This is a genomic window from Mucilaginibacter phyllosphaerae, from assembly GCF_004378255.1.
GTDB lineage: Bacteria > Bacteroidota > Bacteroidia > Sphingobacteriales > Sphingobacteriaceae > Mucilaginibacter > Mucilaginibacter phyllosphaerae.
On sequence record NZ_SNQG01000003.1, the window covers coordinates 527,169 to 545,459 of the forward strand.

An 18,291-nucleotide genomic window follows, 5' to 3' on the forward strand; every position below is an offset into this window, starting at 1 on the left:
ATAAAGATGAAGAAAATACTGATCGTAGCGGTGCTGCTTTGCCTTAGACAGGTAGTATTCGCACAAAACGATATCCAAAATATGAGCGGGATGCAAAAACAGCAACCCATTACCTATACTTGCCCGATGCACCCCGAGATACATGCTGCGAAACCGGGCAACTGCCCCAAATGCGGCATGAAACTGGTCAAAGAAAAACCGAAAGCTGCTGTTAAAAAAGCTATTGGAATGAATATGCCCATAAAGGAGAAGAATGCGAAAACGGATGGCATGGCAATAGGAACAAAACCGGCAGTACATGCCGGGACCTACACCTGCCCGATGCATCCGGACATCCATTCCACGCAACCGGGCAATTGCCCTAAATGCGGGATGAAACTGGTCAGAGAGCCGTCAAAATCCATGGAAATGCCGGTGGCTGACAGCACAAAAAAGGAAGAAAATATGACCGGCATGAAAATGGACGGTATGGATATGCCCGCTGGACCGGCCGAAATGCAGGCAGCGAAAGCCCGCCTGGGAACTGTCAAAACAGTCTCAGCCAAATATCCTCCGCGTATTGTGCGTTACGATCTGTATATCGCCGACACGACAGTGACTTACGGGGGAAAGCCCAAGCGGGCCATTGCTGTTAACGGAAGCATCCCGATGCCGACGCTGACCTTTACCGAGGGAGATACGGCAGAGATCTATGTACATAACAGACTTAAAGAGGAAACATCTCTGCACTGGCACGGACTTTTCCTGCCGAACCGTTATGACGGTGTTCCCAATATGACGCAGATGCCGATCCCGCCCGGGGCGACCCACCTGTATAAATTCCCCATCAAACAGCATGGTACCCACTGGTACCATAGCCACACGGGCTTACAGGAGCAGATTGGAATGTACGGCGCTTTTATTATGAATAAACGGCAGGAATGGGATATACCGACCATCCCGCTGGTGTTAAGTGACTGGACCAATATGAACCCCAAAGAGGTATCTCGCAGTCTCCATGCCGCAACTGATTGGTTCGCCATCAAAAAAGGCACCACCCAGAGTTATCTGGAGGCCATCCAAACCGGGCATTTTAAAACCAAGGTAGGCAATGAATGGAAGCGGATGAATGCAATGGATGTAAGCGACGTTTACTATGATAAGTTTCTTATCAATGGTGAAAATCAAAACGAACAGCCTCAGTTTAAGGCAGGTGATAAGGTGAGGCTGCGGATCGCCAATGGCGGTGCGTCTTCTTATTTCTGGCTGAAGTACGCCGGCGGTAAAATGACCGTGGTAGCGACGGATGGTAACGATGTGGAACCCGTTGAAGTGGACCGGCTGATTATAGCTGTTTCCGAAACTTATGATGTGGTGGTGACCATCCCGGAAAACAAAAGTTACGAGTTTCTGGTCACCCCGGAGGACCGCACCAAATCCGCATCGCTTTGGCTGGGTAAGGGGAAAAAGGTTTACGCGGGCAAAATGCCCAAGCTGAAGTACTTCGCCGGGATGAAAATGATGAATGACATGATGGATATGAACGGCAATATGGTGCAAATGGACGGCATGGCCATGCAAAACCAGATCATGGACATGAATACGGTCATGTACCCGGAAATCACCGGTGAAGAAAAGCCCAAAACGGCTGACAAAAAAAGCAATATGCCGGGTATGCAGATGGGGAATGATAAAAGTATGTCAGGTATGAATATGGCAGCGGATAATCCTGATATCGTCACCCTTAATTATACGATGCTCCGTGATCCAAATAAAACTACTTTACCTAAAGGCCCGATGAGGGAATTAAAATTTGATCTGACCGGGAACATGAACAGGTACGTCTGGACGCTGGATAATAAAACGGTATCTGAGTCGGACAAGATCCTGATCAAAAAAGGCGAGAACCTTCGCATTATTTTATATAATAACAGTATGATGAGGCACCCGATGCACCTGCACGGGCATGACTTCCGGGTGCTGAACGGTGAGGGTGAGAACGCGCCGATGAAAAATGTGATCGACATTATGCCAATGGAAAGGGACACTATAGAATTTGCCGCCAATGAGCCGGGCGGTGACTGGTTCTTTCACTGCCATATTCTTTACCATATGATGAGCGGTATGGGCCGTGTGTTCAGTTATGAAAACTCCCCACCCAATCCGGACGTTCCTGATCCGAAACTGGCGCAACGAAAGTTATTCTGGGACGACCAGATGCCCCACCTGATGGGGAAAGTCGGCCTGGAAAGCAACGGTACTGACGGACAATTAATGCTGGGCGGTACCCGTTGGAAAGCGAATACGATGTGGCATCTGGGCACGGACGCGATGATGGGTTATGAAAGTGAAACAACGGTGGGCCGTTATATCGGGCGAAACCAGTGGCTGTTCCCTTATGTGGGCTTCGATTATCACTACAAAAAGTTTAACCCTGATGAAAAGAATATTTTTGGCAGCGATTACAAGAACCTTTTCGGCCAGGTCAGTAATAAAGAAAACCGGCACACGGTGGTTGCGGGTGTAGCTTATACGCTACCTATGCTATTTGTGGCTGATATGCGGATCGACGGTAATGGTAAATTGCGCTTCCAGTTGGGACGGGAAGATATCCCGGTAGCGCAGCGGCTGCGCATGACGCTCATGATCAACACCGACAAGGAGTACACAGCAGGTTTGCGGTATATCATCACCAAATACTTTTCATTGTCCACTCATTATGATAGCGACATGGGCCTTGGGGGTGGCTTAACGTTAACCTATTAATTTAGTACTGCTATGGTTAATTAGTGACAACAGTCACTAATTAACCTGTTGATAATCATTGAGTTTAAAGTTCATTAAGTGGAGTTTTGTGCTAAGTAAAATACTTATACAAAATATTCAATCATGAAAAAACTGCATCTTTTATTATTAATAATCGTAACGCTTGCAATAGGTATTACTGTCAAAGCTGTTGGCCAAACGAAAAAGGACACCACTCAGAAAATTTACATCAATGGCAAAGGTGGAATTCATGATCATGGCGGGACAAAGCTTGGCTACATTGATAAAAATAATATGGTCAGGGATAATACCGGTAAAGAATTATATTTTATCGACAAAGCCGGCAATGTTATCGGCTCCGACGGACGAAAATTAGGTACGGCAAAAAAGAACGGATCTTATTATAATATCGACGGGGAGAATGTTTTAAATACAAAAGATATTGATAAAGACAAATGCGCCATTTTAGATCCGCAGGGACATAGTTTCGGAACAGCGCACAAAAATTACAAGCTGCATGCTTGCGCCGCGCATTGCTATTGGCTAATGAAGGCGAAGGAAAAAGCGGTAAAGAAATCTCAATCGTTTAACTGATATTAAAATTAAAGATTATGATGTACTACGGGAGTTTTGGAGGAATGCACTTGATATGGTGGTTCGTTTGGATGATCATGCTTTTCTGGATATTCGCAACACCATACGATATTCCGGGTCAGCGCAGGCGTAAAGACACGCCGCTGAATAGGCTGCAAAAGCGGTTTGCTGCTGGCGAAATTACAACAGAAGAGTACCAGGAAAAGAAAAAGATCCTTGAAATGGATTTAGCCAACTAAACTGAAGACTATGGATATGAGCAAAATGCCGGAAGGTATGGACCACAGTAAAATGCAAAAGGGTCATGACCCGCACATGGGCATGTCGGAGCACGACCATCATGCCATGATGATCGCTGATTTTAAAAAGCGTTTTTACGTGGTGCTGGGACTCACCATCCCTATTATGCTGTTATCAACCATGATACAGCACTTCATGGGGGTGAACTGGACTTTTACCGGGTCTTCCTACCTATTGTTTGCTTTATCCTCCGTAGTTTTTATTTATGGCGGCTGGCCATTTTTAACGGGATTAGTGGATGAAGTAAAGGCAAAGAATCCCGGCATGATGTTCCTGATCGGCTTTGCCATTACCGTTGCCTACAGCTACAGCGTAGCGATTGTATTCGGCTTAAAAGGGATGGATTTCTTTTGGGAACTCGCTACTCTTATTTTGATCATGTTGTTAGGCCATTGGATAGAAATGCGGTCGGTGATGGGCGCGTCAAACGAACTGGAATTATTGGTTCAGCTCATGCCAGCCGAAGCCCATATGGTAATGCCGGATATGGTACATGATGTAAAAACAGATACGTTAAAGGAGAACGATATTATCCTGATTAAGCCCGGCGAAAAGGTCGCGGCAGATGGGATCATACTGGAGGGCGAGAGTTACCTGAACGAATCCATGCTGACCGGTGAATCAAAGCCGGTATTGAAGGTAAAAGGCGATAAAGTGATCGCCGGTTCGATCAATGGCAACGGGTCTTTTAAAGTTACGGTATCTCATGCGGCTAAAGACTCTTATTTATCGCAGGTAGTTAAGCTGGTGGATGATGCACAGAAGTCAAAATCTCAAACGCAGCTTTTAGCGGACACAGCAGCTAAATGGCTAACTGTTATCGCACTTGTTACGGGCATCGGAACATTTCTGTACTGGTATTTAACCGGTCAAACCTTAGCATTTGCAATGGAACGGATGGTAACCGTAATTGTTATTTGCTGTCCTCATGCTTTAGGACTGGCTGTCCCATTAGTAGTGGCTAAGTCAACGGCACTATCCGCTAAACATGGTCTGTTGATCAAAAACCGGACGGCGTTTGAAAACGCAAGGAAGATCACTACAATCGTATTTGATAAGACTGGAACGCTAACTTTAGGTAAGTTTGAAGTCTCTAAAGTTGTTACGCTAAATAAGGAGATAAAGGAAGATGAACTGATCCGTTTAGCTTCTGCCTTAGAACAAAAATCCGAACACCCGATTGCCACCGGCATCCTGCAAAAAGTTAACGAATTAAAACTAACGATTCCTCAAGCCGATAACTTTAAGGCGATCACCGGCCAGGGCATCGAAGCGACCGTAGAGGGCAAAAAGCTAATGGTGGTTAGCCCTGGTTATTTGAAGGAAAATAAGTTAGCTGTGCCGGAGGGTTTTATTGCCAATGATACCGAAACGGTGGTGTTTGTACTGATCGATAAAAAGCTTGCCGGATATATTGCTTTATCAGATGAGATACGTCCCGAATCAGCAGATGCTATTAAAACGCTAAAGGCTGAAAATATCAAATCTATCCTGCTTACCGGTGATAATACGAAAGTAGCAGCCAGTGTAAGTAAAAGTTTGGGTATGGATAGTTTTATTGCCGAAGTGCTACCGCATCAAAAATTGGAAAAGATCAAAGAACTCCAAAGTAAAGGTGAGTTTGTGGCGATGACCGGCGATGGGGTGAATGATGCCCCGGCACTTGCCCAAGCGGATATTGGCATCGCAGTAGGTTCCGGAAGCGATATAGCAGCAGAAACGGCGGGGATCGTGTTGGTGAACAGCAATCCCAAAGATATTGTTAGCCTTATCCTGTTTGGTAAAGCGACTTACCGTAAGATGATACAAAACCTGATATGGGCAACAGGCTATAATGTGGTAGCACTCCCTTTGGCAGCGGGGGTATTATATAACCAGGGCATTGTATTAAGCCCGGCAGCCGGGGCAGCATTGATGACCGTTAGTACAGTAGTGGTAGCAATTAATGCCAGTATGCTTAAAGTAAAAGAATAATCAACCAACATGGCTCGATTAGTGCGTGTATAGTAAAAATTTAACCAATAAAAACATGAAAAGAATTATGATCGCCTTAGTTGCTGTTACCTTAAGTTACAGCGCAATGGCACAAACCAAAATGGCCGACACCTCTATGCATAAGATGTCGCACATGTCTATGAAAAAAATGAACCACTCTGCGATGATGATGGATGGTAAAATGATGACCATGATGCATGGTAAAAGTATGCCAATGACCAAAACAATGACTATGATCAATGGCACTATGGTAATGACAGACGGTACCGTTAAAATGAAAGATGGAAAAACCATGATGCTAAAAGAAGGGCAATGCGTAATGATGAATGGTAAGGTGATGAAAATGCCAATGAAAAAAGGCATGATGGATGATAAGATGAAGATGTAATTGCTTCCGTCTAAAAACCCGGCTGACTCTCTATAATCAGCCGGGTTTATTTAAATTTTTTTATTAGTTTTATGTAAGCTTTTTGAAATAATTGCGACTAAGTCAATAGTTAAGCAGAATAAAGAGTTGTCATTCAAAATATATAATTTTATTATCTTCGAATTGTGAAACGCTCCGCGCTTATCTTATTAACGGCTATTTACCTGTTATCCTGTGTGGGTATCGGGGTGAACCGTTTTTATTGCTGCGGTAAGCTGGCTTCGGTTAAAATTACTTACGCTACGACAGATCATTCTGATAAGGATAATTGCTGCAAAAACGATATCAAATCCTTTAAGGTAAAGGATACCCACGTTAACACAACAGTTTTCGCTTTAAGTGATCTTTCACCGGTGATCCTGCCGACATTAAGCAACTGGAATGCCATTGTCCCTGTAAAGGAAAAAACAGCAGCAATCGGCTATCAAAGCCACGCCCCACCTGGGAGTGCTGCTACACCGATCTATACTTTAAACTGCGCCTACAGGATCTGATCTGTATTTTCTTAGTCCGTACTTTCTGTACCCGGCTATCTTTTCCGTCTTAATCCATCTTAATTCATAACCCCGTATAGGTTTTACCTATGCTATTTATTCATTTTTAAATTTTAACAACATGAAAAAGTTAATGCTGATGGCTGTTGCCATCCTGTTTTCGGCCGCGACCGTTTTTGCAGCCAGTGGTATCAATGCGGTATCCGACACCACCCAAACCAAAAAAGCAAAACCGGCCAAAGTACAATACACTTGTACCATGCACCCGGAAGTATTGAGTGACAAACCTGGCAAATGCCCAAAATGTGGTATGACCCTGGTTAAGAAAGTGGGTGCTGAAAAGAAACCTGCAGCAAAAATGAAAATGTAATTCATTTCAGCCCCGCTAATGGCGGGGCTGATTAAAGCAATTAAGATGATCAATCAATTGATAAGCCTGTCCTTAAAAAACAGGTATCTCGTACTGCTGGTTTCCATCGGGCTTTTTGCCTGGGGCGTTTACGCCGTTCGTGAAAACCCCATCGATGCCATACCCGACCTGTCGGAGAACCAGGTCATCGTATTTACCGAATGGCAGGGCCGCAGCCCGCAGATCATGGAAGACCAGGTGACCTATCCGCTGGTGAGCAACCTTCAAGGCATCCCTAAGGTAAAAGCTATCCGCGCCACATCCATGTTCGGGATGAGCTTTGTATATGTGGTTTTTGATGGTAAGGCAGATGTATACTGGGCACGAAGCCGTGTGCTGGAACGGTTGAACTATGCGCAGCGCTTACTCCCGCAAGGTATCATCCCAACATTGGGGCCGGATGGTACAGGAGTGGGCCACATTTTGTGGTACACTTTAGATGCCAAAGGTATTGATCTTGGCGAACAGCGAGCGTTGCAGGATTGGTATGTGAAATTGGGTTTGCAAACAGTACCCGGGGTGAGCGAAGTAGCCTCTTTCGGCGGCTTCGAGAAGCAATACCAGGTTAATATCGATCCGCATAAGCTCAACTACTACAATATTCCGCTATCACAGGTGCTTAAAGCGGTAAAGAGTAATAACAATGATGTAGGCGGCCGGAAGTTTGAGATGAACGGAACCGGGTACATTGTGCGGGGGCTTGGCTATATCAAGAGCTTACAGGATGTAGAAAATATAGCTATCGGTACTATCAAAACGATACCGGTTAGGGTAAAAGATGTCGCCACGGTTCAAATGGGCGGAGATCTACGCCTGGGAATATTTGACCAGAACGGAGATGGTGAAGCCGTTGGCGGTATAGTGGTGATGCGTTACGGGGAGAATGCCGATAAGGTGATCCATGCGGTTAAAGACAAGATGGCCGATATTCAAAAAGGCTTTCCGCCAGGTGTTAAATTCAAGATCGCTTATGACAGGAGCGAACTGATCGAAAGCGCCATAGGCTCCGTAAGGCATACACTGATCGAGGAAATGATCACCGTATCCATCATCGTTATCCTGTTCTTATTGAGTTTTAAAAGTGCATTAAGCATTATTATTCAAATCCCCATTACCATCGCGGCCAGCTTTATTTTGCTCAATGCCTTTGGCATATCCTCTAATATAATGTCATTGACCGGTATCGCGCTGGCTATAGGCGTTATCGTCGATAACGGCATCGTGATGGTAGAGAATTCACACCGCAATTTATCCATTGCACAAGAAAAAGAAGGTCATGACGACAGCAGAAAGAATTAAGATAATTGAGGCATCCTGCAAGCAGGTAGGGCGGGGTGTGTTCTTTTCCACGCTCATCATAGTTGCTTCTTTCCTGCCGGTATTTTTACTGGAAGGCCAGGAAGGTAAACTATTCGGGCCTTTAGCCTGGACAAAAACCTTTATCCTCGCTATCGATGCTATCCTTGCCGTTACCTTAGCTCCGGTACTGATCTCCTTTTTCCTGAAAGGGAGACTGCGGACAGACGATCATAACCCCCTAACCAGAACCCTCGAAAGAGTATATCGCCCGATACTCGACTGGTGCGTTACCTGGCGCAAAACAACAATAGGGATTAACGTCATCGCGTTAATTATCAGCATACCGCTTTTAATGAGCCTGGGCAGCGAATTTATGCCACCATTAGATGAAGGTACTATCCTGTTTATGCCGGTGACTATGCCCGATGTGTCCAATACGGAAGCCAAGCAGCTATTGCAGGTGCAGGATAGGATCATCAAAAGTATTCCCGAAGTAAAAAACGTTCTGGGTAAAGCAGGGCGCGCTAATACGGCTACAGACAATTCGCCGATCAGCATGGTAGAAACCATCATCCTGTTAAAACCAACCAGCGAATGGCGCAAAGGGATCAAAAAAGAAGACATTATTGATGAACTAAACGCCAAATTGCAGATTCCCGGCGTGGTAAACGGCTGGACACAGCCTATTATCAACCGCATCAATATGCTTTCAACCGGTATCCGTACCGATGTAGGGTTAAAGATCTACGGACAAAATATCGATACGCTATACGCCTTATCAAATAAAATGAAGGCCGCGTTAAATGGAATAAACGGCATCAAGGACATTTATGTTGACCCCATCACCGGCGGCAAATACCTCGATATACAGATCAACAAGGATGCGATAGGCCGCTATGGTTTAAGTGTGGATGATGTGAACGAGGTGGTTGAAAGCGCGTTAGGCGGAATGAGCCTGACACCGACAATTGAGGGCCGAAGAAGATTTAGTGTGAACCTGCGCCTGGCACAGGACTACCGCAGCAACCTTGATGCGATCAAACGCACACTGGTGCAAACCCCCGGTTACGGGCCTATCCCCTTATCATCCGTTGCCGATATCACGATCAGCGACGGGCCTTCGATGATCCAATCGGAAAACGCGCTGTTACGTGGCGCGGTGTTATTTAATGTCCGTGACCGTGACCTCGGTAGCACGGTAAAGGATGCACAGGAAAGGTTGAATACGATGGTAAAAAGCTTGCCAAAAGGCTATTATATGGAATGGAGCGGCCAGTATGAAAACCTGATCAGGGCGGAACACACCTTGAAAGTGATCCTCCCTATTGTGCTGCTGATCATATTTGCTTGCTTATATTTTGCTTTTCATTCTATCCGGGAAGCGTTTTTTAGTCTGATCTCCATTCCCTTTGCCCTTATCGGCGGGGCTTATATGGTGTATTTCTTTGGAGTGCACTTATCAGTGGCGGTAGCTGTAGGGTTTATTGCGCTGTTTGGCATAGCGGTAGAAACGGGTATTGTTATGGTTATTTACCTGAACGATGCGATGCAGCAACTGGTAGCTTTAAAAGGCAATTCTAAGGAAACCATTACCAAAGAAGACCTGCGAATTTATGTAATGAACGGCGCGGTAAAACGTTTGCGGCCCAAATTGATGACCGTTTGTGTGGCCCTGTTTGGATTAGTACCTGTATTATGGGCAACAGGAACAGGCAGCGATGTCATGCTGCCCATTGTGCTGCCTATGATAGGCGGGGTTTTAACCTCTTCGACACATATTCTTTTAGTAACGCCGCTCATCTTCCTGATGGTTAAGGAATACGAGTTAAAGAAACTCGGTAAACTGGAAGTATTAGAAGTAAACCATTAATCAAATGAAAACTAAAGAAACAATATACTTAACACTGCTTTGCTTCGCCGGCCTAACCGCAAAAGCACAGGTACAGTATTTACCGATAGACAGCGTAATGGCTCGAATTGACCTGAACCCCTCGTTGCTTTCTTTTGATGGCAAGATAAGTGCAGAAGATGCATACGTAGCGGGCGCAAGAAGCCTGGAGGCACCTAAGATCAGCGCGGGCCAATACCAGGTCAACTACCAGCCAAAACCTTATGCTGGGTGGTTCATGATCTATGGTGAGCAAACATTTACCAATCCCGTCAAACTCCGGGCGAAAGAAGACTATCTGAAAGGGGTATCCAAAGTAACGGCGGAAGATAAAAATTACCTGAAAAACCAGCTTTTCGCGCAGGCTCGGTCAGCCTATTTTGACCGGGTAGTGCTGGAAAAAAAGCTGGCTTTGCTGAAAAGCACACAGGGGCTATTGGAATATATGATTAAAGACGCCAATATCAAGCTGACCTACGGAAAGGAAAAACTAAGCAATATTTACAAAGCTAAAGCTGACCTGTACCAATTAGATAATACAAGGGAATTGCTGAACAATGAAATACAGCAAAAAAACATCATGCTCAATACATTAATGAACAGAGATAAGCGGGAGGCATTTTCGGTAGATACCAACGTGGTAATCAGAGATTATGAAACTTCGTTAACTGATACTTCATCATTGGCCACATCCCGCAGTGATATCAGAGGGATCAGCCGCAGCATTGAATTGCAGCAGCTTAATGCCAAAGCAGAATATAGCAAGCGGAAACCAGACTTCGGCATTCAGGCTGGCCACATGATAGGGTTCAATAATACACCAAGTCAATATACCCTAATGGGAGTCATCACCATACCTATCGTGCCATGGGCCTCTAAAGGATACAAAGCGAACCTAAAAGGTATCCGTTATGAACAGGAAGCGTTAGCACAAAAGAAGGTGGATGTTTTAAACCAGGCTGAAGGGCAGATCGCCGCCTTAAAAGCGGATATCAGCAGCAGGAAAAGGTTACTGATTAATTACCGGCAAAATATCATTCCCGCTCAACAGAACAGCTACAAGACTGCCCTGCTATCTTACGAGCAAAATACGGGGGATCTTCCATCGGTGCTGAATGGTATTAAGGATCTGCAAATGGTACGAATGGAAGCACTTGACCGCTTACAGGAACTATTACGATTACAGGTTGCTTACGAAAAGGAAAATGAAAAATATTAAAATAGTGTTCGGCTGCATATTATTAACGTCAATGTTAAGTAGTGCCTGTTCTGATAAGAAAGTAAAAACCATGCCTGTGGCCGATGAAAAAATGACCGGTAAATTTACCTGCCCTATGCACCCCCAGATCATGGAGGACCACATCGGTAATTGCCCGATATGCGGGATGTCGCTGGTAAAAAAATCAGGCACCGCTGGTAAAAGCGCGGGGATTAGCCTACTTACTGTTTTACAACCTGTCAATTCCACGGTGATATCAAACGTTAAGGCCGTTCATCCCGAGCAAAAAACGGTACCGACCCAAATTTCGGCACAGGGCTACCTTGATTTTGATACGCGCACCTTCAATAACATCGCTGCACGATTTCCGGGGCGTATCGAAAAATTATATCTTAAATATAGATTTCAGCAGGTACATCGCGGGCAGCGCATCTTTGATGTATACAGCCCCGAAATGGTCACCGCACAACAAGACCTGTTGTTTTTAAACGCAAACTCCCCGCAGGAAACTAATCTGATCAGCGCCGTGAAGCAAAAATTGTTGCTATTGGGGATGACAACCGGCCAGGTAAACCAGGTGATAATTTCGGGGAAATTATATTACAGCCTGCCTGTTTTTAGCCCCTACCAAGGCTATATTACTGATGTGCCTGGCAATCGTATGGCAGGCACTGCCTGGCAAAGTCAAGGAATGGCTTTTGAGAGCAACAGCCCGTTAACGATAAAAGAAGGCATTTATGTGGAAACCGGGCAAACCGTTTTTAATGTGATTGATCCAAGCCGGCTATGGGCTGTTATTAAAGTCGATCCGGCGAGCTTAGCCGCTTTAAAATTAAACCAACGTGTGAAAATATCCATACCCGACCAGCCAGAAGTAAGCATTAGCGGGAAAGTGGATTTTATAGAACCGGTTTTGCAAAGCGGCGATAAAACCACCAGTATCCGGGTTTATATTAAAAACGATGCCCATCATTTAAAAGTGAACAACCTGGTACAGGCAACGATACAAACGGGCGAAACCGCGGGCTTGTGGATACCCCGGACGGCGATTACCGACCTGGGGCAAACAAAAATAGTATGGATAAAAGACGGCAGTGTTTACCGGGCGCATCAGATAACCACCGGAATGAGCCATAATAATGAGATCGAGATAAAGAACGGTTTAAGCGCTACCGATAATGTTGCCGCAGATGCCCAATATTTAACAGATAGTGAAAGCTTTATTAAAACGGACAACCATGAAAAATAACCAGATAAAATACTTGCTGCTGGCTTTTACAGCTACCATTATTCTTGCGGCGTGTAAACAAAAAGTACCGGCCAAGCCCGAAACTATGGATATGGTAAAAAAAAGTAATGCGTATTACACCTGCTCAATGCATCCGCAGATCCATGAAGACCATCCGGGGGATTGCCCTATTTGCAGTATGAAACTGATAAAGGTTGAAAGTACCTCAAACATGGACAATATGAATATACCCAGCCTCAGGCTGACGGCCATACAGGTCCAATTAGCCGATATACAAACAGATACTGTTAGGGAGCAAAACATCGGCGATCAGAAAACGCTTACAGGAACGGTTACTACCGATGAAAACAAGGCAGAAGATATAAGTGCCCGCATACCCGGCAGGATACAGCGATTATTTGTAAAGACTATAGGAGAAAAAATAGGGGTAGGCCAGGCTATTTATTCCATTTACAGCGAAGAGTTGCTGGAAGCTGAGAGAGAATATTTATTAGCCAGTCAGCAGCAAAAGCAGCTTAATAACCCTGATGTAGATTATGCTCAATTGATAGACGCCGCAGCGCATAAACTCCAGTTATGGGGCTTGTCCCAATCGCAGATCAAAACACTGGCATCATCCGGAAAGGTGTCTGCAATAGTCCCCATACTGAGCAAGGTTAACGGGACGGTAAGCGATATTATGGTACGCGAGGGCGACTATGTGACCGAAGGAATGCCCATCATGAAAACCCAGGGATTAAATCGCTTATGGGTGGAGGCACAGCTTTATGCAAATGAAACCGGAAACTATAAAGAGAATAATATCGTAAAGGTTTCCTTTCCAGATCTAGACGATGCATTGATCAAAGGTAAGGTGGAATTTATAAATCCGGAGTTGTCAGCTACATCAAAAGTGGATCTGATTAGGATAAGTATCCCCAACCCGCAAGGTTTGATCCGGCCCGGTATGCAAGCGTATATCGCTATAGGTGGTGGCAATTCCAGTTCGTTAGCAGTACCCACTTCGGCTGTCCTCACCAATGGCAAGGGTAGCATAGTTTATGTGAAAAATACGGATGGTAGTTTTTCACCGAGAATGATCAAAACAGGTACCGGTAACCAAAACTATTTGCCTATTTTATCAGGCTTAAATTCAGGTGACGTGGTCGTTATCAATGGTGCGTATTTATTAAACAGTGAAGCCATCTTTAAAAACGGGAGCGGCAACACGATGGCCGGGATGAAAATGTAGGTTAGCTCAATAGGCTTTTCGTAATCTGTCCGCCAATTCGTCCGATAAAGGGCTTTCTTCAATAGCCAGGGCCGCTTTTTCTATATCATAAGAAAATCGGATGAAATCGATATTTATAGTATCCGTAATGGTAATTATCACATAACAACCCATTGGGTTACCATCTTTTGGCTTCCCAATAGAACCAATATTAATCACATGCTTATCGCCAATAATGCGGTGATAAGGCAAATGTGAATGTCCCACACAAAGCACATTGGCCTTTGCTTCTGCCATCATATCCTGTACATAGCCTTCGTCCGCATCTTCCAATACGTATTCGTTGATGCTGCGGGTGCTGCCATGTGCCAGCACAATATTTAAGTGGTCATTGTTAAGCTGATATTCCAGTTTGATATGTGCCGGTAAGGTATTCAGGTAAGCGCGGTTTTCTTCCGTGACCAATTCATAAGCATAGCCTTTTACCTTTTGGTCATGGTTGCCTGCCAGCGTAGCAATACCGCGCTTGCGTATTTCGGCAATAATTTCATTCGGCCAGATGTTGTAGCCTATCATATCGCCTAAGCAATAAACCGCATCCACCCTACGATTGTCCAGGTCAGCCAGGAATGCATCGAAAGCCGGTAAGTTGGCGTGTATATCTGAAAAAAGTGCGAACTTCATCTTAACCGTTTCTTAACATGTCAGCGTATTCATTAGGCAGCGGGCTATCCTCAACCGCTTTTGCTGCTCTCTCTATGTCATAATCGAAGCGGATAAACTCCACCTGTATGCTGTCCTTGTCTTTTATTGAACTGTTCTCATTGATATGCAACAACACATAGCCGCCTCGCGGGTCTTTGTCTTTTGGTTTACCCACCGAACCAATATTGATGGCATGTCTGTAGTGGGTATCTCCGATAATTTGAGTTGGTAATACCCGATGGTAAGGCTGGTGGGTATGACCAAAGCACATCACATCGGCATCAGCCGTTTCCATAATACGCAGCATACTTTTTTCGTCTCTATCCTCAAACAAGTATTCATTTACCTTGCGCGGGCTGCCATGCACAAACAACACGTTCAGTTTATCATTGTTAAGTTGGAACTCCAAACGGATATGTGCCGTTAAGGTGCGTAAATAAGCCCGCTGCTCGTCTTTCACCACCTCGTTGGTATAAGCGATAGATATTTTGCCCAAGGCTTTTTCCTCGTCTGTTTTATAAGCACAGCCGCAATCATCACTATGGCGGCCAATACCAAAGTCATAGTTGCCGGTGATGCAGGGAATATTGCGTTTGCGGATCTCATCAATAACTTCATTCGGCCAGATGTTATAACCTACCAGGTCGCCCAAGCAATAGATGGCATCAGGTTTTTGTGTTTCCACATTGGCAAAGAATGCTTCCAATGCTGGCAGATTCGCGTGTATATCTGAAAAAAGAGCAATTTTCATTATAAAGCTGTTAGAGTTTTAGAAGTATAATATTTCTTACGGAAATAAAAGGCGAGGTTCACTAAAGCGATCAAGGCAGGCACTTCGACCAATGGCCCGATTACCCCGGCGAAAGCTTCGCCTGAATTAATACCAAACACGCCTATGGCAACGGCAATCGCCAGTTCAAAGTTATTACCGGTTGCGGTAAAAGCAATTGAGGTAGAACGGGAATAATCCGCACCAAATGACTTGCCGATAAAAAAGCTCAGCACAAACATGATGGTAAAGTAGATAACCAGCGGTATAGCGATACGCAATACATCAAAAGGTATCTGTACGATCAGGTTACCTTTTAAGCTGAACATCACCACGATGGTAAACAGCAATGCGATAAGTGTTATCGGTGAGATGAATGGGACATATTTGGTTTGGAACCATTCTTCACCTTTCAATTTGATTAAGGTGTAGCGACTGAGCACACCGGCAGCAAACGGAACGCCGAGGTAGATACCTACACTTTTGGCGATCTCACCAATCGTAATGTTTACCGCCAGTCCTTTTAAACCGAATAACGGCGGCAGTACGGTGATAAACAGGTAGGCATAAACACTGTATAATAACACCTGGAAGATACTGTTTAAAGCAATTAACCCTGCCGCATACTCCCGGTTACCTTCAGCCAACTCATTCCAAACAACTACCATAGCGATACAACGGGCCAATCCTATCAGTATCAAACCAACCATATAGGCCGGATGGTCACGTAATAAGGTAATAGCTAATACAAACATCAATACCGGCCCGATGATCCAGTTCAAGATAAGCGAAGCGCTCAATACTTTGGTGTCCTTGAATACCTCGCCCATGTTCTCGTATTTTACTTTGGCCAGCGGCGGATACATCATTAATATTAAGCCAATAGCTAACGGAATATTGGTTGTACCACTCGAAAAAGAGTTAATAAAATCAGATGACGAGGGAATGAAATAGCCGATACCTACGCCAATGGCCATTGCCAGGAATATCCATAAGGTTAAGTAGCTATCGAGGAAGCTTAATTTTTTACGTTCGGCCACCGGGGCACAGTTGTTTGCTGACATAATTTATTGCGTATATCGTGTTTTAATATGAATTGAGTATTAACTACTTCCAGTTTTCTTTGAATTTTGAAGCTGCGAATAACATTTCCAAGGTGATCAGTTTGGCTTGCGCCTCGTATTGCTCATCGGTTGCACCCATTGCTAAGGGTGTGTATTTTAGTTTTACGGCGAACTTATCAGGGCTTGTCAACAGTGATGCTGCGCTTTCCTGAGCCAGTACGTGGATCGCCTGCGGATTTGACGGTGATGTTTCCATCGTCACCGAACCGCCCTGGTCATTATATTTGGCTTCTTCGCCGCTGATCTTAAAGCCCAGTTTCGCTAATGCAGGTGCAACTTTAGCAGATGACGCTGCACCTACAACAAAGATCTTTACATCATTGATACCATAAGATGCTAATGCTGATTTTAGTACCGCTTTGGCAATAGGCGCGCTAAACCCATCGTTGCCTACAAACTCCACGATCACCGGCTGTTTCTTGCCTTTGGTAACAATGCCCAATTGCTGGATACCGTATAGTACTTCCTGACGATCATCCGTAATAGCACTATTCTTTTTGATCTGTTTAAAGGCTTGGGCCAATTCAGGATAAATAGGGTCTGCCACAGGTGCAAAAGCGGAACTTACCACCAGTAAGCCTGCAAAGAAAAGTAAGGATAAGTGTTTCATGATTTTAAGGGTTAATATTGGTTTTAAAGGTTATTGTTCATGCTTCCGTCAGCAATTTCATCGATCAATTTGTTAAACTGAAAGGATAGTCGCTTAAAGTAGTCCGGATCGAGCCGGTATAAAGTCGCGCCATCTTTTTCCATCCGGCTTAGCACATTTGCGGCTGTTAAGCTTTTGAGGGTTTTCTTGATCACGCTCGGGCTGTTTGTCAATTTGGTTAATTCATTTCCTGCTGTCCAGTCCTGCCGTTCCTGTAAATGAGCGATGATCGCCATACAGGTTGGGGATGCCATTAATTTGTTAAAGGCAGCTAATGCGATATCGTTAGGATCGTAAACTACTGTTGACTTGCCCATGTTATTGATTGCCTTATTGCTATTTAACGATTAATTGGTTCAAAAAAAATTAGTTAACGTGTTCGCTTACAAAATCTGCCGCGTAAACTTTGATCATATCCCGCACCCGGCGAAATTCGTCCATGATTTCTTCGGGTGTGCCGGTCGCTTTAGCGGGATCTGGAAAGTTCTCGTGGAAACGTTCGACCTTACCCGGAAAGAATGGGCAGGCTTCATTCGCGTTATCGCAAACCGTGATCACCTGGTCAAATGGGATAGTGATGTATTCGTCTACGTGGTTAGAGGTATGCTTCGAGATATCAATATGATCCTCCGCCATTACCTGGATGGCTTTTGGATTAACGCCGTGTGTTTCTATGCCCGCACTGTAAACATTGGCCTTATCACCTGCAAAGTAACGCAGGTAACCTTCGGCTAATTGGCTGCGGCAACTATTGCCGGTGCACAGTACTAAAATGTTTTTCTTGCTCATAATTCTTTTTTCATAACGATGGCTGATACCGGGCAAACATGCCCGAACTCAGATGATTGCTGAACTTCGACGGGCACTTCTTCCCGTTTAATTTTGCTGTATTTCTTTCGCTCGAAATATGCTGGTGCGGTTTCTGTCAGCAGGTACAAAGCAGAAAGGCCATTCTTTTTGCTTATGTTATCCAGCCGTGCTAATAGTTTGCCAGCAATACCCGTTCCCCGATGGTCGGGATGCACGGCTAAAGAGCGTAACAGCCCATAATAACCATAAACCTCTACACCGCCTACACCAACCAAATTACCATCCTGAATGGCTACAATAAAGTTGTCCAGCGTGTCCGGCAGGTCGGCTACCGGCAGCTTTTCAGCTGCCAGCAGTTCAACTATCTTGTCGCGGTATGTTTGGGCCTGGTCAATGATCATATTT

General features: G+C 44.8%; 19 protein-coding genes. 12 read left to right on the forward strand and 7 right to left on the reverse strand.

Going from position 1 to position 18,291, the window contains the following annotated elements; all coding sequences use genetic code 11:
• Positions 1-6: 6 nt before the first annotated feature.
• The 12 genes from E2R65_RS10635 (at position 7) to E2R65_RS10690 (ending at position 13,850) form a co-directional block, all read left to right on the forward strand.
• On the forward strand, positions 7-2,745 hold the full coding sequence (locus E2R65_RS10635) for a multicopper oxidase domain-containing protein (protein WP_134336466.1): 2,739 nt from the start codon (positions 7-9) through the stop codon (positions 2,743-2,745).
• A 123-nt stretch (positions 2,746-2,868) separates the two neighbouring features.
• The gene (locus E2R65_RS10640) at positions 2,869-3,339 is read left to right on the forward strand and encodes a 5-fold beta-flower protein (protein ID WP_134336467.1); all 471 of its coding nucleotides are present in this window, start codon (positions 2,869-2,871) and stop codon (positions 3,337-3,339) included.
• Between the two features lie 17 nt (positions 3,340-3,356).
• Positions 3,357-3,578, forward strand: coding sequence for an SHOCT domain-containing protein (locus E2R65_RS10645; protein ID WP_183500435.1), 222 nt, complete (start codon positions 3,357-3,359; stop codon positions 3,576-3,578).
• A gap of 10 nt (positions 3,579-3,588) precedes the next feature.
• The gene (locus E2R65_RS10650) at positions 3,589-5,613 is read left to right on the forward strand and encodes a copper-translocating P-type ATPase (protein WP_134336469.1); all 2,025 of its coding nucleotides are present in this window, start codon (positions 3,589-3,591) and stop codon (positions 5,611-5,613) included.
• Between the two features lie 55 nt (positions 5,614-5,668).
• Positions 5,669-6,022, forward strand: a complete 354-nt coding sequence (locus tag E2R65_RS10655; RefSeq protein WP_134336470.1) for a DUF6799 domain-containing protein — start codon at positions 5,669-5,671, stop codon at positions 6,020-6,022.
• 164 nt (positions 6,023-6,186) lie between these two features.
• The gene (locus tag E2R65_RS10660; protein ID WP_134336471.1) at positions 6,187-6,555 is read left to right on the forward strand and encodes an HYC_CC_PP family protein; all 369 of its coding nucleotides are present in this window, start codon (positions 6,187-6,189) and stop codon (positions 6,553-6,555) included.
• Between the two features lie 121 nt (positions 6,556-6,676).
• Positions 6,677-6,925, forward strand: coding sequence for a heavy metal-binding domain-containing protein (locus tag E2R65_RS10665; RefSeq protein ID WP_134336472.1), 249 nt, complete (start codon positions 6,677-6,679; stop codon positions 6,923-6,925).
• A 45-nt stretch (positions 6,926-6,970) separates the two neighbouring features.
• Positions 6,971-8,263: an efflux RND transporter permease subunit gene (locus E2R65_RS19905; protein ID WP_134336473.1), complete on the forward strand. Its 1,293-nt coding sequence runs from the start codon at positions 6,971-6,973 to the stop codon at positions 8,261-8,263.
• Positions 8,241-10,133 (forward strand): efflux RND transporter permease subunit, encoded by a 1,893-nt coding sequence (locus tag E2R65_RS19910; RefSeq protein WP_134336474.1) that lies wholly within the window; start codon positions 8,241-8,243, stop codon positions 10,131-10,133. The genes E2R65_RS19905 and E2R65_RS19910 overlap by 23 nt, the downstream gene beginning before the upstream one ends.
• A gap of 4 nt (positions 10,134-10,137) precedes the next feature.
• The gene (locus tag E2R65_RS10680) at positions 10,138-11,370 is read left to right on the forward strand and encodes a TolC family protein (protein ID WP_134336475.1); all 1,233 of its coding nucleotides are present in this window, start codon (positions 10,138-10,140) and stop codon (positions 11,368-11,370) included.
• A 31-nt stretch (positions 11,371-11,401) separates the two neighbouring features.
• The gene (locus E2R65_RS10685; RefSeq protein ID WP_158285253.1) at positions 11,402-12,619 is read left to right on the forward strand and encodes an HlyD family efflux transporter periplasmic adaptor subunit; all 1,218 of its coding nucleotides are present in this window, start codon (positions 11,402-11,404) and stop codon (positions 12,617-12,619) included.
• Positions 12,582-13,850 carry an efflux RND transporter periplasmic adaptor subunit gene (locus E2R65_RS10690; RefSeq protein ID WP_158285254.1) on the forward strand — a complete coding sequence of 423 codons (1,269 nt, stop codon included), beginning with the start codon at positions 12,582-12,584 and terminating at the stop codon, positions 13,848-13,850. Before E2R65_RS10685 ends, E2R65_RS10690 begins: the two co-directional genes overlap by 38 nt.
• A 6-nt stretch (positions 13,851-13,856) precedes the next feature.
• Here E2R65_RS10690 and E2R65_RS10695 read toward each other — a convergent pair whose 3' ends face one another.
• The 7 genes from E2R65_RS10695 to arsN2 are packed head-to-tail and all read right to left on the reverse strand — an operon-like array spanning position 13,857 to position 18,287.
• Positions 13,857-14,513, reverse strand: a complete 657-nt coding sequence (locus tag E2R65_RS10695) for a metallophosphoesterase family protein (protein ID WP_134336478.1) — start codon at positions 14,511-14,513, stop codon at positions 13,857-13,859.
• A gap of 1 nt (position 14,514) precedes the next feature.
• Positions 14,515-15,285, reverse strand: coding sequence for a metallophosphoesterase family protein (locus E2R65_RS10700; RefSeq protein WP_134336479.1), 771 nt, complete (start codon positions 15,283-15,285; stop codon positions 14,515-14,517).
• The gene (arsB, locus tag E2R65_RS10705) at positions 15,285-16,367 is read right to left on the reverse strand and encodes an ACR3 family arsenite efflux transporter (RefSeq protein WP_134336480.1); all 1,083 of its coding nucleotides are present in this window, start codon (positions 16,365-16,367) and stop codon (positions 15,285-15,287) included. The genes E2R65_RS10700 and arsB overlap by 1 nt, the downstream gene beginning before the upstream one ends.
• A 43-nt stretch (positions 16,368-16,410) precedes the next feature.
• Complete coding sequence (locus E2R65_RS10710; protein ID WP_134336481.1) at positions 16,411-17,037, reverse strand: hypothetical protein; 627 nt, start codon at positions 17,035-17,037, stop codon at positions 16,411-16,413.
• Positions 17,038-17,060: 23 nt separating this feature from the next.
• Complete coding sequence (locus tag E2R65_RS10715) at positions 17,061-17,393, reverse strand: ArsR/SmtB family transcription factor (protein ID WP_134336482.1); 333 nt, start codon at positions 17,391-17,393, stop codon at positions 17,061-17,063.
• A 49-nt stretch (positions 17,394-17,442) separates the two neighbouring features.
• Positions 17,443-17,865, reverse strand: coding sequence for an arsenate reductase ArsC (locus E2R65_RS10720; RefSeq protein ID WP_134336483.1), 423 nt, complete (start codon positions 17,863-17,865; stop codon positions 17,443-17,445).
• On the reverse strand, positions 17,862-18,287 hold the full coding sequence (gene arsN2 / locus E2R65_RS10725) for an arsenic resistance N-acetyltransferase ArsN2 (protein WP_158285255.1): 426 nt from the start codon (positions 18,285-18,287) through the stop codon (positions 17,862-17,864). The genes E2R65_RS10720 and arsN2 overlap by 4 nt, the downstream gene beginning before the upstream one ends.
• Positions 18,288-18,291: the final 4 nt, after the last annotated feature.